Annotated in this window: 27 protein-coding genes; 6 read left to right on the top strand and 21 right to left on the bottom strand. The window is 61.5% G+C overall.

Annotation, left to right across the window (positions count from 1 at the left end):
* Positions 1-32 precede the first annotated feature (32 nt).
* The 21 genes from VSR72_RS20710 to VSR72_RS20610 all read right to left on the bottom strand — a co-directional run bounded on the left by VSR72_RS20710 (position 33) and on the right by VSR72_RS20610 (position 17186).
* Complete coding sequence (locus VSR72_RS20710; RefSeq protein WP_342954423.1) at positions 33-1226, bottom strand: VWA-like domain-containing protein; 1194 nt, start codon at positions 1224-1226, stop codon at positions 33-35.
* A gap of 7 nt (positions 1227-1233) precedes the next feature.
* On the bottom strand, positions 1234-2148 hold the full coding sequence (locus VSR72_RS20705) for a hypothetical protein (RefSeq protein WP_342954206.1): 915 nt from the start codon (positions 2146-2148) through the stop codon (positions 1234-1236).
* Between the two features lie 144 nt (positions 2149-2292).
* A complete protein-coding gene (locus VSR72_RS20700) occupies positions 2293-2517 on the bottom strand; it encodes a hypothetical protein (RefSeq protein ID WP_342954205.1) in 225 nt (74 codons plus the stop codon).
* 23 nt (positions 2518-2540) lie between these two features.
* Positions 2541-3566 carry an ATP-binding protein gene (locus VSR72_RS20695; RefSeq protein WP_342954204.1) on the bottom strand — a complete coding sequence of 342 codons (1026 nt, stop codon included), beginning with the start codon at positions 3564-3566 and terminating at the stop codon, positions 2541-2543.
* A 123-nt stretch (positions 3567-3689) separates the two neighbouring features.
* The gene (locus VSR72_RS20690) at positions 3690-3914 is read right to left on the bottom strand and encodes a DUF3717 domain-containing protein (protein ID WP_342954203.1); all 225 of its coding nucleotides are present in this window, start codon (positions 3912-3914) and stop codon (positions 3690-3692) included.
* A gap of 255 nt (positions 3915-4169) precedes the next feature.
* Complete coding sequence (locus tag VSR72_RS20685) at positions 4170-4634, bottom strand: hypothetical protein (protein ID WP_342954202.1); 465 nt, start codon at positions 4632-4634, stop codon at positions 4170-4172.
* 9 nt (positions 4635-4643) lie between these two features.
* Positions 4644-6008: a hypothetical protein gene (locus VSR72_RS20680; RefSeq protein ID WP_342954201.1), complete on the bottom strand. Its 1365-nt coding sequence runs from the start codon at positions 6006-6008 to the stop codon at positions 4644-4646.
* A gap of 231 nt (positions 6009-6239) precedes the next feature.
* Positions 6240-6413 (bottom strand): hypothetical protein, encoded by a 174-nt coding sequence (locus VSR72_RS20675; RefSeq protein ID WP_342954200.1) that lies wholly within the window; start codon positions 6411-6413, stop codon positions 6240-6242.
* A 36-nt stretch (positions 6414-6449) separates the two neighbouring features.
* Entirely contained in the window at positions 6450-6650 is a 201-nt protein-coding gene (locus tag VSR72_RS20670) for a hypothetical protein (protein ID WP_342954199.1), read from the bottom strand.
* A 203-nt stretch (positions 6651-6853) separates the two neighbouring features.
* Entirely contained in the window at positions 6854-7327 is a 474-nt protein-coding gene (locus VSR72_RS20665) for a hypothetical protein (protein WP_342954198.1), read from the bottom strand.
* Between the two features lie 491 nt (positions 7328-7818).
* Positions 7819-8280 (bottom strand): hypothetical protein, encoded by a 462-nt coding sequence (locus VSR72_RS20660; protein ID WP_342954197.1) that lies wholly within the window; start codon positions 8278-8280, stop codon positions 7819-7821.
* A 133-nt stretch (positions 8281-8413) separates the two neighbouring features.
* The gene (locus VSR72_RS20655; RefSeq protein WP_342954196.1) at positions 8414-8665 is read right to left on the bottom strand and encodes a hypothetical protein; all 252 of its coding nucleotides are present in this window, start codon (positions 8663-8665) and stop codon (positions 8414-8416) included.
* Between the two features lie 687 nt (positions 8666-9352).
* Complete coding sequence (locus VSR72_RS20650) at positions 9353-9847, bottom strand: hypothetical protein (protein WP_342954195.1); 495 nt, start codon at positions 9845-9847, stop codon at positions 9353-9355.
* Positions 9848-10104: 257 nt separating this feature from the next.
* Positions 10105-10920, bottom strand: coding sequence for a PRTRC system ThiF family protein (locus VSR72_RS20645; protein WP_342954194.1), 816 nt, complete (start codon positions 10918-10920; stop codon positions 10105-10107).
* A complete protein-coding gene (locus tag VSR72_RS20640; protein WP_342954193.1) occupies positions 10917-11552 on the bottom strand; it encodes a PRTRC system protein A in 636 nt (211 codons plus the stop codon). The genes VSR72_RS20645 and VSR72_RS20640 overlap by 4 nt, the downstream gene beginning before the upstream one ends.
* Positions 11549-12277: a PRTRC system protein B gene (locus VSR72_RS20635; protein WP_342954192.1), complete on the bottom strand. Its 729-nt coding sequence runs from the start codon at positions 12275-12277 to the stop codon at positions 11549-11551. The genes VSR72_RS20640 and VSR72_RS20635 overlap by 4 nt, the downstream gene beginning before the upstream one ends.
* 14 nt (positions 12278-12291) lie before the next feature.
* Entirely contained in the window at positions 12292-13431 is a 1140-nt protein-coding gene (locus VSR72_RS20630) for a PRTRC system protein F (RefSeq protein WP_342954191.1), read from the bottom strand.
* 99 nt (positions 13432-13530) lie between these two features.
* A complete protein-coding gene (locus VSR72_RS20625; protein ID WP_342954190.1) occupies positions 13531-13749 on the bottom strand; it encodes a PRTRC system protein C in 219 nt (72 codons plus the stop codon).
* Positions 13750-13760: 11 nt separating this feature from the next.
* Positions 13761-14225, bottom strand: coding sequence for a PRTRC system protein E (locus VSR72_RS20620; protein WP_342954189.1), 465 nt, complete (start codon positions 14223-14225; stop codon positions 13761-13763).
* 71 nt (positions 14226-14296) lie between these two features.
* The gene (locus VSR72_RS20615) at positions 14297-15970 is read right to left on the bottom strand and encodes a PRTRC system ParB family protein (protein WP_342954188.1); all 1674 of its coding nucleotides are present in this window, start codon (positions 15968-15970) and stop codon (positions 14297-14299) included.
* Between the two features lie 214 nt (positions 15971-16184).
* Positions 16185-17186 carry an N-6 DNA methylase gene (locus VSR72_RS20610; RefSeq protein ID WP_342954187.1) on the bottom strand — a complete coding sequence of 334 codons (1002 nt, stop codon included), beginning with the start codon at positions 17184-17186 and terminating at the stop codon, positions 16185-16187.
* A 369-nt stretch (positions 17187-17555) separates the two neighbouring features.
* On the opposite strand from VSR72_RS20610, the gene VSR72_RS20605 reads away from it, so the two are divergent.
* The 6 genes from VSR72_RS20605 (at position 17556) to VSR72_RS20580 (ending at position 21936) form a co-directional block, all read left to right on the top strand.
* Complete coding sequence (locus tag VSR72_RS20605) at positions 17556-18275, top strand: hypothetical protein (RefSeq protein WP_342954186.1); 720 nt, start codon at positions 17556-17558, stop codon at positions 18273-18275.
* A 149-nt stretch (positions 18276-18424) separates the two neighbouring features.
* Positions 18425-18619 carry a hypothetical protein gene (locus tag VSR72_RS20600; RefSeq protein WP_342954185.1) on the top strand — a complete coding sequence of 65 codons (195 nt, stop codon included), beginning with the start codon at positions 18425-18427 and terminating at the stop codon, positions 18617-18619.
* Positions 18620-18652: 33 nt separating this feature from the next.
* Positions 18653-19870 carry a DUF1173 family protein gene (locus VSR72_RS20595; protein ID WP_342954184.1) on the top strand — a complete coding sequence of 406 codons (1218 nt, stop codon included), beginning with the start codon at positions 18653-18655 and terminating at the stop codon, positions 19868-19870.
* A gap of 98 nt (positions 19871-19968) precedes the next feature.
* On the top strand, positions 19969-20655 hold the full coding sequence (locus VSR72_RS20590) for a hypothetical protein (RefSeq protein ID WP_342954183.1): 687 nt from the start codon (positions 19969-19971) through the stop codon (positions 20653-20655).
* A gap of 2 nt (positions 20656-20657) precedes the next feature.
* Positions 20658-21158: a hypothetical protein gene (locus VSR72_RS20585; protein ID WP_342954182.1), complete on the top strand. Its 501-nt coding sequence runs from the start codon at positions 20658-20660 to the stop codon at positions 21156-21158.
* 106 nt (positions 21159-21264) lie between these two features.
* The gene (locus VSR72_RS20580; protein WP_342954181.1) at positions 21265-21936 is read left to right on the top strand and encodes a Lar family restriction alleviation protein; all 672 of its coding nucleotides are present in this window, start codon (positions 21265-21267) and stop codon (positions 21934-21936) included.
* Positions 21937-22076 lie beyond the last annotated feature (140 nt).

The raw sequence follows: 22076 nt of genomic DNA, 5'->3' as shown, positions 1-22076 counted from the left end.
TGAGCCGGGTGGGGTTAAAGGAAAACGGGCAATCAGATGATCACCTCGACCATTTCGCCGAAGGGCGCCTGACGTGCCCGACGAAGGGGCGTGGTCGACGCCCACAGCACCGGGTACGACGGCGACACTTCAGGAAAGCTGCCATCCATGTCCGTCAGGTAGACGAGGAACGCGGGATTGATGCCCTCCTCTTCCAGACGGCGGAACGGGTCGGTGAACGCCGTACCGCCCCCGCCCTTCACCGGCGCAAGCTCGATCGGGTCGCCCCGCTCGAAGACCTGCACCTGCGTGACGCGCATATCGCAATCCATCACGATCAGGCGCGAGGGCCGCACAACTTCAGCGACGTGGATGATCTCCGCCGCGAACTGCGCCTGCGTCTCATCGAAAACCGAGCCGCTGCTGTCACGTACGAACACCGCGTCGCCAACTGCGGGCGAATGCAGCGACGGCAGGTAGAACCCGAGATGCAGGTAACGGCGGTTGGGCATCGCGAAGCTGTAGTCGTCGTTGGTCACCTGCTGCGCGAAGCGCATCAGGATCGCACGCCAGTCCACAGAAGGCTCTGCCACCTCTTCCACCATCGACTGCATGCCGCCGGGGAGCTTGCCACGCATCTTCGCCGCTTTCGCGGCCTGAAGCGTGGCAACCTTCCACTCGGCTTCCTTCACGGGCTTGTCCGGCCCCGGATAGGGGCGGACCTCCCCGCAGGAGGACGGTGCATCAGGTTCGGGAGCCGCTGACGTTGTGTTCGCGCCGTTCGCGGAAGGCTGCTGGCCACCCGGCGATTGCGCGCCGGGTTTGCCGCCAGACTTCTCCTTCTCCTTTTGCCTCGCATCCTGCGTGAGGACCGCGTAAATCTCCTCGGCCGACTTGCCATGAAAGCGTGCGTCGTCGAGGTGCGGAAGTGGCAGCACAAAACCGGCCTGCTTCACTATAGGATTGATCGCGAAATCGCACGCGTCATTCCACCTGTCGGCGTCGCGCGGCCCTTGCCGGAAGCAGTGGCCGTTAGCGACGTGCAGGATCTCGTGTGCGAGCACGCCGCGGCACTCCGGATCGGTCAGGGTGGCGAGAAACGCCGGGTTGTAGCCCAGCGTCTCCCCGTCCACCCAGAACGTCCTGCATGCCGGATCCTCGAGTACCTTCAGACGCAGCGCCAGCGCGCCAAAAAACGGCTGGTCCATCACGAGCGCTGAACGCTGTTTCGAGATGCGGGGATCCATGCTCACCTCACGCTGCAATGCGCAGTTGCGGCGCCTGGCCAGGCTTGGGCATCGTCGTATGCGGCTTGCCGCCCATGAAGGCTTCCATCAGTTCCTCGATCTCGGTTGCCTTGGCGGCCACCTGCGAGCGGAGCACCTCGGATTCCTTCAGGTCGACGCCGTTGTGCACGGCGAGGTGGCGGTTGGCCTGCTCGAGGATGTGGTTCAACTGCGGGTCGTTGCTGAAATTCAGCTTCGGCAGCAGTCCGCACAGCTCGCGCACGTTGTCAGCCACATCGATACGCACACCGCCCGCCGCATACAGCCGGTTGGCCATCGCAGACACAGCATCGTAGAGACGGCGAACGATGTCCTGGTTGGCGTCCTCAATCGAGCGCAGGACGTGCTGGTCGATTTCAGAGCGCAAGCTCGTAAGCACATCTTCGGGCAGATCGACGCCGAACTGGCTGGCGTCCGGGAACGGCAGGACCGCCATGCGCACACCAAACTTCTCGCCAAGCTGCGCGAGCGTCGGGTAGTCCGCCTCGTTGAACAGGCCATTCATTTCCTGACGTGCCTGTTCCTTGAGGTCCAGGTAGTCGGTCAGAAAGACCTGCACGGCGAGATCGAAATCGTCCTTCATCTTTCGCATCTGCGCCGAGAACTCCATGTAGATGTTGGTCGGCAGCAGGCGCACGGAAAGCTGGTTGTACTCCAGCGTGTGGTCATAGAAGTAGCGGCGGATGCGGCCGCCAAGCGACACGACCTCCTTGAAGCTGGGGGCGTTTTCAGGCAACAGGCGCTTGTTGAAGCGCCCGATGCCCTTCGTGTCGTGACGGGTTTCGACCTCCTCGGTGACCTTCTCATCGAAGCGTCGTGCGACCCACGACGAGATGGTGACCGAGCAAAGCATGACGCGCGATTGAATATCGGTGATGTTCATGGAGAGGCTCCAGAAAGGATATGAAATGGAATGAATCGGGAAAGAGAACAGCGACGCGGGCGCGTGCAGGACGCGACCCGGAACAACGAAGAAAAGGGATGAGGCGATGCGCGCTCCGACGGTACAGACCGCCGGAGCGCATGGTCAGACGCCGTAATGGTGCCGGGCCAGCCGCCGCGCTTCCGCAAACGGCCGCCCCTGGGTGACATCGAGGGGGGCTAGACGATGCAGATGACGCAGCGCGGCCGCGCGATACCTGGCCGACCAGACGTCTTTCGCACGGACGATGCGAAGCAGTTGAGGCTCGGTCAATACATACGTCTCGGAAACGAGGCGATAGAACTGGGCGCGACGCGCGTTGTAGAACATGGTGCTCTCCTCAACGCATCCGCTTAGCCGTGAATCAGCTTGCCGATCGGACCGCCTTGCGCCTTGATGAACGCATGCGTGTTCGCGATATCCGGCGTCTTGCGCAGCGCGTCCGTCACCAGCAACGCGGCGAATTCGCTCAGACCTGCACCGATCAAACGCTCGGTGTAGGTGACGACTCGCTCGAAATTGCTTTCTTTCGCGTACATCGCCAGCGCGGCACTGATTGCGTAAAGCGCCGACGGCGCGTCGGGAATCGGCGCAACATCGGGTGTGGCGAGAATTACCGCTGGCGACGGCAACTGGCGGTAGATCTCGATAAACGCCAAAAGCTCGGTTGCCGCGCCCTCGCCTACTGAACCGGCGTGGGAGATCAGTTCCAGCTCCTTCGGCACCACGCCCATCGTTTTGGCAACGAATCCCCAGCTGCGGGGGCTCGGCGTCGCTTCGATGTCACGTGACGTTTTCTGGACGGACAGCAGATCAGGCCGGAAACGCAGGAACGCGATGAGTTCCGGAGCAATGTCGTTCGCGACGGCCCAAGCGGTCCACTCCTCGATCGTCGCTTCGAGCTCCACCACCGTGGCAAAGCGCGAGATTAACGGGTCGAGAATGCCGCTCACGCCCGCGTTGTCGTTACGGCGATTGGTGGCCGCAAGAAACGTGACGTTATCGGGCAGCTTGTGCTCGCCGATACGACGCGCGAGCAGCAGCTGCATCTTCGCGGCCTGCACCGCAGGCGAGGCCTGCCCGAGATCGTCGAGAAACCAGATCAGCGGACGCTTGCGAGACTGCAGCGCACGCTCCAGATCGCCAAACGGCAGGAAGCGTGCGGACTGGCCATCGGCCGCCGCGAACGGGAGGCCCTTCGAATCTGTCGGGTCTTCGACGACCGGATGACTGATCATCAGATCGTGGTCAACCGTGTCCGCGACCTGCGCCACGATGTCGCTCTTGCCAATGCCCGGACGTCCCGTAATCAGCACCGGAAGGCGCTGCGGAACGTAGGCGGTGAGCAATGCGTTGAGCTGGGAAGCGTTGACTTGCATGAGAGTTTCCTTGAAGAAGAAAACCCTGTGCGAGCAACGTCCCTATCGGGAGCGTTGTCCCGACAGGGTGTAGTGGCTTGCCGCGTTAGCGGCGGTCGATGCGCCGTTGGCGCGAAAAGGCGTTTAGCGCAGCACGGCCGCGAGGGCGTCGCGCTGCAAGGCGTTAAGCGTCGAATACTCGACGCTCGGGGCGCCGCTATAGATCAGAAGGCCGTAGACGTCTGCCAGCGCGCGAGCTTCCGCGCAAAGCACCGGTTGATCCTGCTCGGCACTCGGGCGACGCTCGCGCCAGTGATTGATCGCACTTTCTAGCTGCGCGAGCGTCACGGCGGAAGGTTGCGTGTTCATGGGCGATTTCCTTTGGGGAAAAGCCCGGGAGACGCCGCGCCCGAACCGGGACGGTGTCCCTTCCAGGCGGGTTATATAGCCGGCTTCGCCGGCGGGTTCGATGCGTCAGGGACGCGGGTAACAGAAGCCAGTTTAGGCTCGCGAGATCCCTTCTGGCCTCGCAATGCTGGGCAATTCGGGGTAGCTTTCGTGCGCGGGCCGCTGCGAACGGACGAAAAAAAACCGGCGCAAAAATGCGCCGGTCGGGTCAAGGTCTCATGCCAGCGACAACCTGGCCTGCAAAGTTTCACGCGCCCGGATACGGGCGAGCATGGCCGCGTCCTCCTCGCGGAGTCGACGCGAACGCGCTTCGCCCACGCCGTTGTGCTTCTCGACGACGTAGGTGAAGTACAGCGGCCTCGCGGCGCCACGCCACTCGTTCCATTCGACGAGGATCGCAGCGCGCATCTCAGGCGAACACGCAAAATACGCGCTTCGCGCCTGACGCCAGAAGCGCGCCTGCAGGTCCCGCCAGCGTTGGTCGCTTTCGAGCAACATGCGCTCGCGACGTCTGCGCTCATCGTCAACCGGCAGCGTTGGCCGCGGCTGAAACTGCCCGACGAAGAGCGGATAGTCACGCGCGATCTTCTCTACCTCACGCGCCTCCCGGCGCAGGAAAAGTGCTTCCTTGCGGGCGGTCCAGTTGTAGCCTTCCGCCCGCGGTTCACGGTCAAAACGCATAGCCACCTCCTACGATGCGAAGGTGCCGAGGACCGCACGCGCATAGGCGAGCGTGCCGTCTTTCGCACTGAGCCGGCGTGCCGTGCGCTCCTCGCCACGTGCCAGGACGTACCTCACGGTCGCACCGCGGCGATAGCTACGGATCGTCGAGTAGCCCTCACGGATCGCTCGATCAACATGCTCCATGCCCGTGATCACTGCATCCTCAGCGTCCCTGTAACGGGCCTGGGTGGCAGCTTTGCGCGCGTCCTGAAGATCGCGTTCGGCTTCCGACTCAGCCTCGCGCTGTGTTGCCTGCGCCTCCCACTGCGCCTGCTGCAACTCGTCGTAGCCGCACAACAGGAACACCGCGCGGCGCCGTGCTGCCGGGCGCAGACGTAGCAGCTTGACCCCAAGCACTTCCTCGAACGCCGTCTTGCTGGCCCGGTTGTGCTCGTCGGAAGTGTCCAGCACCTTTAGCAAGGCCTCCACATTGCGTTCGGCGAGCGAGCGCGCCATCCGGTTGCCATACTCGAAGGTGTGACGTCCCTGATCGAGTCGGGCAATGTTGGATCGGTGCCGATGCATGCGCTGGCTTATGCGTCCCGCCTTCAGCTCCTTGTCGGCGTATTCGACTGTCCGCCTGCAGATGCTTGCCGCAACCAGTTCGCGAACGCGATTGGCCAACGGCGAGACAGGCTGGCCAACGTCGACCGGCTTGCTGAACGTCTCGGGCAACGGTAGATCGTCGATGAGACCGTGGGCATGAAGGATGTCTTCCGCATGCGGATACGGAGCATCGTCGGGCAGCAGGCGCGCGAGCATCGTGATGATGTCCACGTTCTGCTCGTTGACGGACTTGCCGTTGTGGCGCATGACCGAGGCGATGGTGCGCAACTTCGCACCCGGAATCGCCCCACGCAGGCTGGGCACGCGTACGAGCACCTCGCCCCACTCCGCGTATTGAAACGCACCCGGATCGGACCGGTAGGTTTCCAGCACCCTATCCGGAACCGGCAAGTTGGCGAGCAGCGCGTACGCGACGTGCAGCGAGTGGCGGCTTTGTACTTCCCGGGTCCCAGGGAGGCGCGGGCCGCAATAGCCAAAGCCGAACAGCCGCTCCATCGCCTCGATACAGACGTCCGACAGCACAAAGTGCTTGCCTGCTGCCCTGGCCTCGGCCCTTGCGGCGTCGATCTGGTCCGAGGAAAGCAGCAGATTCGGATTGCGGCAGAGTTCGACGAACTCGAACAATGCGCTCCAGTCGCTCGCGAGGATTTCCCACGGTTCGCGGTGCGAGCCGTCGGCCCGAACGAATGAGCCAGCACGACGGATCTCGTGAAGCATCTCGGTCACGATGTTGCGCGCCCTACCCGGCATGCGCAACGCCAGCACGCCGTTGCAGCGCGTGATGCGCTCGCCTGCTTCGGCACCGGCCAGTCGTATAAAACACGTGTCGGTCTCGCGAATGCGATCGTCTGCAAACAACGGGAAGAGGCCCGCAAGTGTCGCAGACGTCAGAACTGCATTAGGGGTGGTCAAGGTATACATGGATGAAGGCACCGGTAAGCAGAGGCCATCACCCGTCGGGGCGAAGGCCCCGCGAGGGAAGAGAAATGTCTGCGTTTAGTCGATGTCAAGCATGCGCGATACGGCAGCGGCAACTGCCCACGCATGCGAGCGCGTCAGCGTCTTGATGCGCACAAGCGGCACGCTGCTCCAGTGCCCGCCGTCGCCAGCCTTGTGCAGACGGACGTGGTCGATCTGGATGAGCCAACCTTCCGAATGGCCGGTTGCCACCCACAGGCACAGGCGATCACGATCGACACATTTAGGTCACGGTGCTTCGGCCTTCAGTCCGAAGACGGAGTCGTTGGCTTCGCCGACCCAGTTGGCGGCGACAGCCCACTCGGGATCGAGCTCGGCCGTGCGCAGACGCTGTCCGATCAGTTGGACGACCTCGCCAACGGTCTTTCCTACGGTGTCAAAGGGCGCAGCCGCGAGTGCGACCGGCAGATCAAGTTCAGTTGCGTTCATGGAGAAAATGGTCCAGAAATGGCAAAGGCCGCACCCAAAGGTGCGGCCTTTTATGTGTGATGGTCGGCCGAAGCCGACGACCCAAAATCAGTGCGAATGGCGACGGCGTTCGCGATCAGCCTTACGGCCGTTGTGGTTCATGATCAGACCGAGTGCGCTGAACGCAAGTGCGACGGCCAATGCAAAGAAGCTCCAGCCCATTGTCATTCTCCATCCATGCAAAGAATACCTATGTAGAAGAGTATCACACCGGCAAAGCAGAGATTCGCCTCAGCGAACGCGTTCTGGAACGTCCACTGAGTGGTCGAATGCCAGAACCCCACCGCACCAATGACAGAACCCGCTGAAAGCGTGTGAAGGAAGCGGCCGAATTGCTGGCGTTGATCCTTCGTCGGGTTTCGGAAGAGATGTCGGATCTGCCCCGCAACTGTGGGTGACGAATGGATAACCTCGCCTTGCGCGAGGATGAAGTTGCCGTCTTTCATGGACTTCAGCGAGACCGTTTGTCCGCGGCACGTGGCCGTGACCTCCGGAGGCGCCTCGGTAACCTCCAGCTCGCGCACGATCTGTTTGAGACGCTCAGACACCCACATTTCACCCGTGTCCTCGTTCCAGGCCGCACTATCCGCTATCGCAGGTCCGCCCGGAAATTCGATCTCGATCTTGATGATCTGCATCGACGTCTCCTAGCGACGTTCGCTGTCCAGCCCGTTGGCCAGACGCAGTGCACCGATTAGCGATTCGTAGCCCTCTCGACTTCCGAGTTGCTCTGCGCTCACTGCATTGTCACCGCCGCCGGAGAGGTCCGAGCGACCGCGGCGCGTGCGAAACGACATGGCGACGGCCCCGCGGGAGGGAGAATCCGTCACCTCAAGGATTAGCCGATCGGTGTTGAGCGAAACGCGGCAGCCGCGACCGCGATTTGCCGGCTCGGCTGCGATGTCGTGCTCGCCTGCGCGCAGGCGAAGGTCACCGGCAACCCGGTGCAGGAATCCGCGCGCGCGGCGCGTGAAATCAGCGTCGCGTGCCGCGCCCGCACTGCGGCGGTCCGCATGCAACACACGGTTGATGTGATTCATGAATGGCCCAATAGAAAAAGCGAGGCGCCCTTTCGGGACCGCCTCGCAATACAGGAAGAAAGCCGGTTGTAGCCGGCAGATAGAAGGCGTCAGTGCGTGACGCGGATGCCGGAATTCGTGTCCATCAGGAGCACGTGATCGCCGGGCGAAAAAAGCTGGTCGTCGGGTTGCGTGATGACGCGAAGCGAACCGTCCACTTTGCGCACGACAATCTCCAGACCGGCGGTGCGCGAGAGCGCGTCGCTGACGTGCTGTGCAACGAAACCCGTCACGGCGCCAGACATCGCAGCCGCGACGTAGCGGCCATTACCGTTGCCGATCGCCTTCGAACCGAGAAAGGCGCCGAGGCCTGCAGACACGAGGCCCGTCAGCCCCGAATTGTTGCCGGGAACCTGGATCGTGATACGGCGAACGCGAACGACGGTGGCCTGTTCGAGCGTGCCGGCGCGCTGGACGTCCGAACGCTGATAGACATCGGGCGAGCCGAAGTCGGTACTTGCGCAGCCGGAGAGCACGGAAAGAACAACGATGGCGAGAAGAATGCGGATCATGGCGGTTGCCTCAAAACGATGAGGGCAACCGGAGCCCGTTCGGGCAGTGGTTGCCCGAACGGGTATGGGATTGCGCTGAGAGGTGGCTCCCAGCGCAGGTGAAGCGTTGAAGGCGGGGCTAACGCCCACGCCATTACGAATGAAGCGTCAGATTATGAAGTTCGACGTGGCCAGCGTTGACGAGATGACGCTCAACAGCGAACGGCAGATCGTAGTCCCACTGCACCGTTGCCGTGCGATCGCTCCAAACGGAAACGATCGTACCGGCGTGAAGCTGCGGGGGACTGGCCTGAACATCCTGCGCGATGATGCGTTGCTTTTCGCGAAAGCCGTAGAGTTCGGAAACCCTAACGGCCGGTTGCGAGACAGCGGAAACGGTCAGCATGGTACGGCTCCTTCGAATAAAAAAGGGAGCCGTGTCCCGAATGGGAGTGGGCTCCCAACGGGGGGTAAGAATTGGCGGCGGGACGAAAGTCCGGCCGGTGAGAAAGAAAGCAGCACAGCAGCAAGCCGCTGTGGTCAGGTCGATGCGCTAAAAGCGCGGGAAATAAGGACAGTCTACGGCCCGTACGCTCCATTCTGAACCGGAATGCTCGCCTAAACAGCCTATGTTTTATCGGACGGCACCACACGCGGCGCGCGCACGATGTTCGCTGCAGCGGATACCGGATTCCAGACACTTGCCAGCGCAACGTCACAGAAGTGCTGGTCGCCAAGCGTGGCAGCGTTCCAGCCACATCCTGCGGGTAGCCTCGTGCTGTATTCGATGCCAGCTGGGTGCCGGCGAAACTGACGCGATCGCGTGAAACGGGTGTGACGGCGATCTGGTTTTCTATGCGCGCGCGAAAGTCGATCGCTATCAAGGTCCTGCGAGCGAACTGTGAACGCACATCCCAGGCTGCGAGAGGTTGCCAGCAGATTGCAGCGACAGGGCGCATACCGCTCCTTAACCCTGACCCAGATGAAAGAAAACATTCAATTGTGTGTGACCGCACGTTAGTCCACAACGAACGTCAATCTCTAGATGCGAGTGCGTAACGATCACGTTATGCACTGACCGGAAATGTTGTTACTAGATCTGCTTTGGAACGCTGCCGGCGGGGCCCGCCCATTTGCACTCGCTGAGTTCAAACGGTACGACTACATCATCCGAACCCAAATGTTGCTGATTTATCCGTGTTGCGCAGAATTTTTCGGGTTCACCGACCTTCTTGATCTTTCTATCACCATTGTTAACGCTATCGTCAACCTTTGATATTTTTTTCGGCGTAACCCAAGGCAAATCGAAAACGAGTACGTACGGATCCTCTAAATCGTTTATGCCGGTTTTTCGCTTTTTTTGGCCAGCTTTCTTCTTCTCCTTTCCCTCCGCACCAGCCACTATCTGCTCTGGCGACAAAGTCGTCAGATAGAACCCTTTCGGGTGCTGCTTTGAATGGTCTACCCAAATCTGAGGCTGACTTTCCCTGCATTGCCATGGTTCACTTTCCGCCGTTACCGCTTGTTGCAATGCGTTTTGGGTAATTCCGTTTGCGCCGGCTTTCGTGGTGTAGTGATAAAATCTCATAACAGTCACTCCTCCCAAGGTATCCCGAAGAATTGAATTTCAGATTAGAGGACAACTGAGCTATCCGCAAGAATATCCGCGCCATGAGTCTCCAATCGCTTTTCGACGAAACTGATGCGATGCTTCCGCTGGTCTCCTGAAAGAATCACGTGTTCTCGTCACGCTTCTCCATTCGCTCCCTCCAAGTGCGGAGTCGTGTCGCTCCTTCTGTGTCCGACTAAAAGAATGCACCGCTTCCCGTATGGGAAGCGGCGCCCTCAAGCTGCGACCGCAGAAGTCCGCCGCTTCTGGGTATTCTTCTTCGGTGGAGGTGCTTCGTAGCCGAAGCGCGCCCAAGCAGCGGTGTCAATCGGAATCGGGTTCGTGCGTCCCGTTGCGAGATTCACGAACACACCCGAAAACGACAAACCGCCATTTCTAAACAGCGACCAGAGCAGGTTGAACGCCTGAACCGAGATCGCCTGATTGATGACGAGCGATTGCTTACGCAACGCGTCCGCCATCGAGCACGACGGGGTGTCATCGCCCTTGTCATTCTTAGGATTCAGCAGCTCTGGAAACAGGTCGCCCACATGGGGCAACCGGTCATGCCGGGGCTTGCCGAACTCGCCAAGAATGACCTGACCACGGTCCGTCTCGTTGCCGCAGTCGAGGTAGTAGAGACACTTTCCCCGTTTCGCGGCCTGCGCGATGGCGTGCCGGGCCCGTCGCGAATCGACGCAGCCAACGACAATGTCGGCGTGCAGCTTGATACGCGAATCAATGCGGCGCGGTTCGGCCACCCAGTTCGTGCCCATCAGCAGGTTCAGGCGATTCACAAGCAACGTCGCCTTGTACTGCCCGACGTCGTTGGGATAGAAGCCTTGCCTGCCGACGTTGAACTCGCTTACCGTATCGTCTTCGTACACCGTGCACTCAATACCGCCCGGGTGACCGAGCTCGATCATCGCGTGATGCAGTCGCGCGAGCGACGGCAGCAGCGCACTGCCAGTGCCGCCTGCGCCAACCACGACAACGCGCCACGGCCCCGTGAGCATGTGCTGCGGCGTCTTGTGAAGGATCGGTCCGTTCATGCAACCTCCCCTTCCAACGCCGTCAACCACTTCTGCGGAATCGTCTGCGCGGGTTCGAATCGCCCTTTCGCGCAAAGACGCAGCGCGACTGACGGGGTGCGATGGCAATGCCCAAGCACAAGCGCAAACTTCACGTCGTGCTGGTCATCGCGATCGTCCGTTCCCGAGAAGTACGCATCGCCGCGACCATGCGAATGGCAGTCAATCACCAGCCATTCGCGATCACGCAGTTGTGGTCGGTCATAGCTCAGGTGTGCGGGACTGTGCGACAACGATGGAAGCGGCACCAGGCGAAAGAGGCCTGTTGCCGCTTCCCACACAATCCATGCGCCCGCCTCGTTGGGCAGGGCCGCACGCGCCATGCGTGCAAACTCTGCGACGAGCTCGGCCGGCACAGAACCGCATGGCAATTCGGTCAGCTCGGCCGCCTCGCCATAAGGAACAGCCGTGCGCCACTCGAAGGAACCCAGCCGACGGACCAGCCGGATCCACGGGCGGTTGATCTCAAGGAAGACGCCATTCGACGCAATGAGCAACCGCTCTCCAGGCCAGGCCATCGGTACCACCGGCTCACGCGTGGGCACCATCACCGAGGGAAACGAGAGCTGCAAAGCAAAATCGATCTGATTCATGCTTTACCCCCGATAACCCCGGCGACAAGCTTGCCGGCTGTCGCTCCTGTCATCGCCACCAGCACGTCGAGCGGAAATGCCTCGAACTTGCCGTCGAGCATGTCGCGCCAGAACGCGTAGAAGCCGTCCTTGTAGGTCACACGCTTGCCACCGTGATTCGGGTGCGTGAAGGCCGAGTTGAAGAAGCCCTCTTCCCAGCCACCGATCGCATCAACCTCGATGCGTCGTGGAACCTGTGCCGAGCCAATGCAGATCTCGCCGAGGTCCCAGGTGTTGAAATACGGTGGCTCGAACAGCGGCGTGTCCGGGTTCGGGCGTCCGCTTTCCTTCAGCGCGAACACACGGAAGCCCGTGAGCGAGGCCTGAAACACCAGCCCCGGATGCGAGACAACGCGACTGCGCTTTCCGAGCTCCTTGCAGTTGAAGAAGACACGGCGCGGCGCCGGCGGGCACCACCACGTCACCGCGGCCGACGACACGCCAAGCAGGTTGGCGGGAAGAAACTCGCACTTTGGCGCTGCGCTTTTCTCGAGTTGCACGAGCGTAGCGACAAGCGCGCGGCGATCGAGGGGACGGCCTGCCCCGATGATGGGGCGCCCCGACACGCGATCAGCAGCGATACGATGGACGGTCGCGTAGTGCGCACCGTTCTCGCCCGCGTAGAGCAACAATGCAGACGACAGCGAAACGTCATGGCCGGTGCGGCCAATTGAAACATCACTCATGGGAAAACTCCTGGTCAAGGGCTGACCACCAGCGCCAGCAGGCGATCAAGGTGGTGAAGCATCTGGAAGGCAAGGCTCCACTGCGCGTACTGCTCGCAGATGCCCTGTTTTGTGCTGGAAAATTCAATGAAACAGCTGTACTCGGTCGCTTCTCCGGCCTGGTACTCACCGTTCATGTAGTCATCGAGAATCTCGATGGATCGCTCATTGGTCGCGAGCATCAACGTGCAGCCCGAGTACATCGGACGGGAGTCATAGCCCGTGTTCAGCAGCGCTCGCTTGCCTGCCCGCCTGAGCAGTCGATGAAGCGCGACAAGCTCCCCACACACGTTCGCAGGCATGCCAGAAGAACAGGCCTGCAGTTCGAGAAGCTCGCGCTCGGAGAGCTCAAGCCGTCTGCTGCGACGCCCTTCAGGCCTCGACGGCGACCGGATTTCATCGGGATAGATCTCCGGACGAACGACCGATGGGAGATGGCGTTGAACCGTCTCCTCATCCTGACCGTGGTACTCCGTCAGGAAATGCCGCACGTCCTCGTCTTTCGCGCTCTCGTCGCCTTCCCAGTTCATGCAGGCGAATTCCTGGAGGAACCAGCCAGGCGTGCGAATGAGGACGGTTTTTCCGGAGACCCGGTCGACGAGCGAGAAAAGCGTGTGAAGCAGGAGCGGATGACAGGCCCTGAGTGGTTCGGCAAGAGGCCCGATCTCATGAACCCACTCATCGGTGAGTTTCACACCCAGATGAAGCGGCCCCTTCGGCTCAAATTCATCGTTGTGCTGGTAGGCCAGGCGATCCTCAACGGCGTTGGTGTCGCATAGCTCCACCTTGACCGAGAGGTATCGCAACGGCTGACGCAACTGCCGCTGCATCCAGGCAAAGAACGCCTGCTGGAAGGCGTCGGCTGCGCTCGCCGGCGCGTGCACGTCCGTCGCACGCAACGGCCCGTACCGGAACTGCTCCAGGACGATGTCGTTGACGGCGACGTCGGCACGCCATTTGAGCGTGATGCCAGACGGGACGTCGGGCGCCAGATCAGGCAGCGTCAGAACACAAGGGGAAGATCGATGTCGGGGAGCGGCAAGGCGTGGCGGTTGCCAGGCTTCGCACGCGCCATCAACGAGCGTTCGATCAGCGTATGAAGGATCGAGCAACATTTGTTCATCTCGTCGTCGTAAAGAAAAACCGCCCTTTCGGGCGGTTCCTGTCGGCTAAAGCCGCTCTCCGGGTCGGACAGGGCCTTGAGCAAGGTGTCCTTACGCATGGGAGCCCTTGGCACCCGCTGCGCGGACAAACTTGTAGCGGGCGACCTCGCCTGCGACTTCCGGCCCATCGACCGTGGCGGTCGTGAGTTCCGGGTACTGCGCCGCGTAGAGATCGCGAACCTGGTCGGGCGAGAACGCCGGACCCGGATCCACGAACTGCATGCCGTTGTAGTGAAATTCGCGAACGAGCGTGGCTACGGTGATTGCCATGGCGCGAGTCCTCACAGAAGTCCGAAGAGATCGGTCTTGCCGTCAGCAGGTGCCGCCGGCTCCGACGTTGCAGCAGCCACCTCCGGCTTCGCAGCCGAGTGGCCGTCGTCGTCGGACGATCCCTCGTCGTCGCCGTCGATCACCGATGCAGGCGCGGGCAGCGCCGCCTTCGATCCCTTCGACAACGCCTTCTGCGCCTTGCCCGCCTGCGACTTCTCAGCCGCCTGCAGGATCTCGTTCGTAGCGCTCACCTGTTCCGCGAGGGAACGGTGCACGCCATGAAACGATTGCAGGGCAGCGACAAAGCCGTCGTCGAGCTCAGCCGGGAGCGCCGTGAGCACCAGGGGTTGACGCAGCGCCGCCTCTTTCGAGTCGCCGCCCGGCATCACCACGACTGCCATCTGGTCGCCTGCCATCTTCAACGTGAGCGTGACCTTTCCGGTCTCGCGCACGATCGCTTCGAGTTGCTGGAACATAAAGAACCTCTAAATAAGAAAGAACGCCGCGATTAACGCGGCGTGAAAGGGGGAATGAGCCGGGGCGGCGGTCAGAACTTCAGGACCTTCAGCACCTTGCCGTCGTAGTCAAAATCCTTGACGCCCAGAAGCGCTTCGATCACCTCGGGCTTCGATTTCGCGAAGACCTTCTTGAAGTCATCACCCATCGCAGCACGGATGCCGAGTTCGTCGGCCACGACCTTCATCTCGGATTTCGTGATGAGATCGAGGAACGCCTTGTCGAGCTTCCAGTACTTCGTGAGATCCAGCTTGTGGTGCCTGCACATCTCGGTGAGGTACGGCACGTCCACACTCTCGATCGCAGAAGCCAGCATCGCGACGATGAGGTTCTCCTGCGCGAGAGACGATGCGGCTTTCGCGGCATCCGCCGCCTTGCCGAAACTGGAAACAGGCGGCTTGTCGTCGAGCAGTCGCTCCCAGAATGCACGGAAGGCCGTTTCGCTGATGCTGCGAGCCTGCCCCGTCGCGACGATCGAAATCAGGTACTGGCGAACCAGTTCGAGATTCGTGCCGATGTCGCGACGCAGTGCCTTGCGCCAGAGCGCGACCCGGTATGCCTTCACCCTTTCGGATTCGGAAACCACAGTCGCTTCAGGCGCTGCTGCAGTGGGCTTGTCACCCTTTGCAGGGCCCGCAGCCTTCGAGGCTCCGGTTGCCGTCGCGGCCTTCGCCGTCGTCGGTTCCGTTGCCTTTGCGCTCTTGATGCGCGCTGCAACCTTCTTCATGTTGCAGACCGTATCAAAGCACTGGCCCTTGTAGACGTTGCCCAGCGAGTCGGGCAGACCGCTCACCGCCGCGCCGAAGTTCTGACAGGCGTAGCACGCCTTCGCCTGTTCAGTGCCAACGCCCTTCGGACCATCCGCCACGAGCTGGATGCGCGTGTGGTTGTCGCCGGGGCGCACGATGCGAACGGTCTGGTACTCGTCGCGCAGGCCTGTGGCCGTTGCGTCAAGCTGCTTTTCCGTTTTCTCGTTGTAGCAGGCGCGGTTCGTGCAGCTACCGGTGCCGATCGACTCGCCAAACATCTCCGCCTGAGCGGCCGAGTTGTGCTGGCATCCGGCACAGTCCACCTTGTCGAAGATTGCCGCTGAGAGTGAGCATGCCGCCCGCTCCAGCACTTTCTTCAGGTCGGCGACGCTATGGCCTTCCTTCACGACGACGGGCAGGAGCTTGTCCTGCTGGTCCTTTGTGAACGCGGCGAACAGTTCGGCGTGGCCGAGCTTGATGCTGCGAGTGTTGAGCGCTTCCAGGACGGACGCACTGCAGTTCATGAGCGCGAGACGGCCGTTGAGCGTCTGGACGCTCCAGCCGAGGCGGCGTGCCGCCTCCTCTCGATCACCCTGACAGCGGCCGACGAGCTTCGCCGCGTCGACTGCCTCCTCGCCAGGCGACATATCGGAACGCTGTATGTTCTCGATAAGCGCCATTTCTTCGGCTTCAAACTCGTCGACGTACTTCACCGCAACGGGCATCTCGTAGCTCTCGCCACATTCTTCCATAGCGGCTCTGTAGCGCCGCCCGCCGGCGATGAGTTCATAGAACCCATCGTCGATCGGGCGAACGAGAATCGGGGTATCAACGCCGCGAGCACGCACAGACGCGCGCATTTCCTGCATTTCTGCGTCGTCAAAGTATGTTCGCGGGTTACGACCGAGCTTGATGCGGGACAGCGGAAGCGTCGGTTGCTGAATGAGTTCTTGCATTGCGAGTCTCCTGAGAGGGAACCCGCCCCAACGGGAACAGGATTCCCGAAGGGTGAAAAGAAAAATGGCCGCGAGGGCCGGTGTCGATGCGCAGAAAGCGCGGTGAATACGAAGACAATAGCCCGGCAGCGCGCGGCGCGCGGCCGAAAAGATCACCAATACGCGATGGCTTTTAAAAAGGAAAGGGCCCGGAGAAGAAATCCGGGCCCTTCATTCAAAACAGCGCTAGCTGGTCTACGACGTCGAAGATGGACCGTGACGCAGGGAGCGTTGCGATCGCCTCCTCGAACGTGTCCGCGACGTCAGGTGCGTCGGCCCGCGGTTGTTCAAGCACTGCGACCCCGTCCGATTCGACCTCGTTGACGTCGTTCGCCGGCGGTGTCGCATCGACTGCTAGCAACACGGCAGTCTCGTCCTCAGGTGTGCCCTCAGGAGTGCCCATCAGTTCGCGCATCGCATCGAGCGCCTTGCGCGCACGCAGCCGGCGACTCCATCCCCCGAGCACGTGCGCGGGCGTGAACCAATGCCCCCAAACCTCCATTGATAGCGCGTTACCGTGCACCACGATCGCGGGGATGTGGAGCAACGACAACTGCAGATAGGCCATGTGGACACAGCAGGGATCAATGTCGATGCAGGTTGCGTGCATCGTCTCCTGATAGTTCATGCCCGCATCATGAAAAGCCTCGGCCGTTGCGATGACCATGCCACCCGCACCGCACGCCGGTTCATGAACGCGCTCGAATTCCCGCGAGCGTGCGGCGTCAATCCTGCCTGCCATGAGGATCCCGGCCATGAGGTGCGAGACGTGATAAGGCGTGAAGAACTGGCCACTTCGCGCGTTACCGAGGTCGAGCATCATGTAGGTTTCGCCGAGTACATCGGTGAGCCCACCTCCCCGAACGCCGAGTTCGCGCCCCGCGGTCATCGCAGCGACCCGCACCTCGAACGACATCGTGAGCTCCGCAAGCATCTTCGGGAACCTCGCCACCTCGTCCGGCTTGTACTTCCCGACGATCTCGAGATAGCGCTTTTCCCGCGCGTCGAACTGAGCACGGTCGACGCTGTTGCTTATCGCCAGCGCAGCCAGCTCGACGAAATCGCGAAAGACCGTGTCGAGATGATGCCCATACGAAAATTCGTTAATCAAAGCAACAAGGCTGCGCTGATGTTCGTCAGCCGTCTTCTCGTGCTTTCGTTGTGCACTCTTGCTCATGCCCTACTCCAGAATGAAAGAGGGGCATGGCTCCCTGCGGGCGCGATGCCCCACAGGGATAAAAAGAAAAGACCGGCAGCGCCGGTTTGGTTCGATGCGTCGGAGACGCGGGTGATTTCGCTATCGTAAGTGGGAATCGTCGCAGGATGCCCGTGTAAAGAGCGCTGCTACGCATGAGCTTTCGCTCTGGGCGAGACGCTTCTTATCCACAGTTTCTGGTGGCAACTCTGTGGATAACAGGATTCGAAACAACCTGCCGGGCCGCTTTAGCGCCCATATCGGCGGGCTTTCCCGCCCCATGAGGCCTGGCGCGCGCCGGAGAATGAACGTGGGCGGGCAATTGGGCCACGCTCATGTCAGGAGATATCCATGCTGGATCTGAAGAAGCCGCGTGCCTGGGCAGGCTCGCTCGTTTTCGTTCTCTCGGCCGCGGCAACGGCGCTTGGCGTACTTTGGCTGCTTAGCTTGACCACAAGCCGTCAACCTAACGTTGCGCGCATCGTGGCTTTCTCCCTTGTGGTCGGACTGGGGCTCGAAGCCATCCGGCGCGTGAAGGTTGCAGAACTACGTAGGAATGTCGCCAAAGCAGACGATCGCGCCGTCATGAAAGTCACCATCGACGATATCGAAATCGGAGAGGTCCCGGAGCCGCTCTTCGCCAACATGAAGCTTGTTGTCGCGAACGATGCGCGGAACTACGTCGCCCAGTTCAGTACGATCCTGGGATCGATCTGGCGCCACACCGTCTTGACGCTTGCTGTCACGGCGGCGCTCCTCAGCGTCTACCTTGCGTGGCAATGGCTGGTTTATCCGGCTGACTCCGCCCGCGCTATTCTCAGTTTCATCGCCTCGACGGAGGCACACGGAGATCCGGTGCAGAGTCTCGCGAACCGGTTGCATCTAGTGGCAAGCAGCGTCGCGAGCATCTTTGCCATGCTCTATATGCTGCTCGGCTGCGTGAGGATGACGTTTGGTGCACCCCTCTCCGTGTCCGGCGCGTTTCATGCGGACCTTCAACGTCGCGTGCGCCTGATTCTCGGTACTCCGTCGGGGGGCGCGATGTCGTTTCGTCGGGTGCAGCTGCAGTAGCGCGATCCTGCCCGTTTAGGCGCCTAAACGCTTAAGCCCGGAATGATGCAGTTTTTGTGCAGCTTTCCGGCTGACAGTCGGTCGAAACGGGCGTGAAATTCGCTCGCTTTTCCCCCTTCATCTCGCTCCCAAGGCGCGAAGATGGACCGATGTCCCCGACCGCCTTCACTTCCGGTGTTGCCTCGCTTCGCCTGCGCCGCGTCCGTTACCCGACGGACGCGGTAGCCCCCTGCGAAGGCGTAGTCACGCAGCACGACGCGGACAACGAGATGGTGACCGTGCTCAACACCGACGATGGTTCTTTCTGGCACGGTCCCCAACGGTTGGTCGAAGTCGTGGCCTAGTCTGCTCGCGGCGCCCCTTCCAGGAGAACCCCAATGTTCGAAGTATCGTTCGACGGCGAGCGCGTGCCGCTCACCGAAGTGCAGGAACATCCAGCCCGTTTCGCCCGCCGCCTTGAGCGCGCCAAGGTTGTCCCCGGCTTCGCACAGTGCCACTGCCGCACGGACGCGCCTCGCAGGCTCGTGATCCGCCGGTATGGCTCGCGCTTTCATCTGGCCGGCTGGCCCGACGATGGCGTGCATCACGCCGAAGGTTGCGACTTCCAGAAGAAGCCCGGCACGGACACAGCCCTTGGGCCGGATAGCCTCTCCGCGATCATCGCCGGCCCGGCCGGGCTGAACGTCCGCCTCGACGTCTCGTTGGTCCAGCAGGAAACCGGGTCTCGGTCCCGAACGCGCGATATCGGTGGCTCGACTCGTGCATCACGGCGATCCGCGCCCCTACTCGCCTTCCTGCATGCGCTCTGGACGAGCGGGGGCCTGACGTTCTGGCACGGCACGCCGAAGTCGCGGAGCTGGGGCTCCGTCAATGCGATGCTGCATGCAGGAATGGGGGAGGCGGCGACTATCAACGGATCTCCCGCGCACGACATCCTGCACGTCATGCGCCGCTTTGAGCAGGAAGAGCGTGCCGCGATCAACGGCGAGTTAGCCGCTTTCAAAAGGCGGATAGTCAACGACGGAGGGGTATCGCGGCGTGCCCTGATCCTGGGGGAGATCGCAACGGTCGCCGACACCCAGTTTGGCAAGAAGATCACCTTGCGCCAGCACCCGCAGCAGTACTTCGCGTCGATGACGCTCGTCGATCAGGCAACGAAGAAGTACCGGCATGCGTGGCGCGCTGTCGGCAAGCCCACGGCGCGCGTCGTCGCACTGCTCCTCGTCGAGCGCATGGCAGAAAGATATCTGCGCATCGTCGATCTTGCTGCGATGCTGTGTTCGTCGGTGTTCCTGCCGTGCGATTCGATCCATGAGGTCGCGATGGCCAATCGGCTTGTGGCCGAGCACCGCCGGTTCGAAAAACCGATCCGCATGGCGGACGGCGAAGAAATGTTGGCCGACTTCGTGCTGCTGGACACGCACCCACCAACGCACGTCGAGATCTACGGCATGAACGGCCTTGCAAGCTACGAACAGCGCAAGGCCGAGAAACAGGCGCTTCGACGGACGCAAGGTATCCCCGCTGTCGAGTGGAATGTCGATCGCGAAAACCTCGCAGCGATCAAGCTCCCCGTCCCGATCGAGCGCGCTTGACATCGCGCAGTTCTGGTTAGGCTGGATTCGATCTAACCCGGCCCGCCCCCGATCGCCGGGTTTAACCTCGATCTCTAACCGACGCGAGTAACCGCAACGTGAACGACAGCACAATCCAAACAGCAGATGGAGGCGTTTCACTCAGCGCGCCTTCCGATGCGGCGCGATCGCCGCAAGGCTGGAAGCTCATGCCTATCGAGCCAACCGTAGACGCATTCAATGCAATGTCGATCGCGCTCGGATTGGAGCCGCTGCCGCCGTCTAGCGATGACGGCTACTCGATTGCGGGTCCACAATCTACCGTCCGGCAGGCATACGACGCAGCGCTCACCGCCGCTCCAGTCGCCCATGCTGCAGAGCTTCGCGTCGAGGTCGCCGCTCCAGGTAAGGCCTACCAGGACGAGGCGGAGGCACAAGCGCAGATCGCCCCGCCCGAAGGGATCGACACACCATCGGAGGCCGACGCGCCCTGCGCTTGCACACCTAAACCATCGCGACAACGAGCCGCACGATTGCTGGCGACGATCGCGGCCGCGCGCTTCGATCTTCGGAAAATTTCACCTTGCAACGAACGAACAGCCGTTTCGACCGCGCTGGACGAGGCCGAGCGCCTGGCCCGTGAGGTCATCGACAACCCCGTCCCAGACTCCGTGCGAGCCGCCCTCGAGCGCATGTGCACGCCTCTAGATCAGTCCTGGCTCTCCGGCGCAACAGCGCAGGCGGACGCCCATTGCATGAAAGTGATCCGGGAATACGTTCTCGGCAGCAAGGCGGCGCGAGGCTGAAGATGGAAGATACAACGATCGACTCTCTGAAGGAATTGGTTGCGCGGGAGGGCCTGGAGGAGGCCAGAAAGAAACTGACTTGGTACCATGCCGAAATGACCAGGCGGGGCGTCGACCGGCCACACGATTACGTGTCTTTCTATAAGTCGGCGCTGGACGGGCATATCTGGCCCACGTTGGATGCACTCGCGAGGGAAGTGAAGGTTCCGGCGGCTCGCGTGCGCAAAGCACTTTTCCTCGCCCAATTCCCCGAGTCGATCATCGATCTCTTTTTTCACGAAAGGCTCACGCCCAAACTGGCCAGGGCCCTTTCGTCTCTCGCCGATGTCGCTGCGGAGGACGCATTGATCTTTCGAGCCGAGAGCGTTCCAGAGGACGCGAGCCTGTCCGAGAAACTCACCTCCCTCGTCGAGGCAGTGCAAGACACACTCGACCAACGTGCGGCGGAAGCTTCGCGGAAAGAAGACTGCTCAACGAAGTCTCGCAATAAGCGTCAGGAATAGTCAAAGCCCGACTCCCGAGTTGCGGCCCTTGCACCGCTCACCTTGCGGAATTGAAAACTGGCGTTGCGTGGATAATGACCGCCTATCATTCCACTACTCTCTCGCCATGTACGAGCAGCTGATTCCCTGCGACCACTGCGGCGGCCGCCCAACTGTCGGTCGCTCTCAACGTCTCGTCTGCAAGCTCCCGAACCCTCAGTACGACTTCACCGAGTGGGGCCGCATGTCCGGCCCCCCACGCATTGGCGACCGGCTGCCGCGTCCGCGAGAGGTCCCGAAGACCGAGCCCCTCGTCTGTATCTATTGCGCGGACTGTGGAATGCAAACGCCGTGGGAAGCCACTGGCCGCGATGAGAAGGCTGCGATGGACCGGTGCGGCGCGGTCTGGAACAGACGGCTGGTGCGGCCTGAAGCCGAGAAAACCGACCTGCAGCGCCTCGTCGAGCGCGAGGTCGGTGCTGCCGATATCCCCGCTGTCCTCGACCTTCTTTCGCGCACCGACGGCAACTGGGAAGAGATTGGCCCGATGTTCGCGATGATCGCCCGCCGTCTAGTGGACGCCACTGTTGTGACGTTTGACTCGTGGCCGATCGACCCGGTGCTCAACGACGCGGCACGCTGGCGAAAACTCATCCAGCTGGCCAAATGGGTAGAGATGGAGGGGGAACGCTACGTGCAGTTTCCGAAGATCTATTCACCCGCCGAGCACGACGAGATGCTTTTCGAGGATCGTATCGCGACAGCCGTCGATTCGATGCCGGATCGCGATCGCTGGTAGCGTTCGCGACGAAATCGGGATAGGGGCAGGCCTCGCGGCCCGACCCCTCCCACACCACCGTGCGTACGGGTCCGTACACGGCGGTTCGGATCGGTTGGTCGACTACCGGCTAACCGATGGGAGACCGAGAGAACGTAAGT

It is taken from the genome of Paraburkholderia sp. JHI869, assembly GCF_038900775.1.
Taxonomy (GTDB): Bacteria; Pseudomonadota; Gammaproteobacteria; order Burkholderiales; family Burkholderiaceae; genus Paraburkholderia.
Note: the sequence above shows the minus strand (reverse complement) of the source record. Positions and strands in the feature narration are given on the sequence as shown.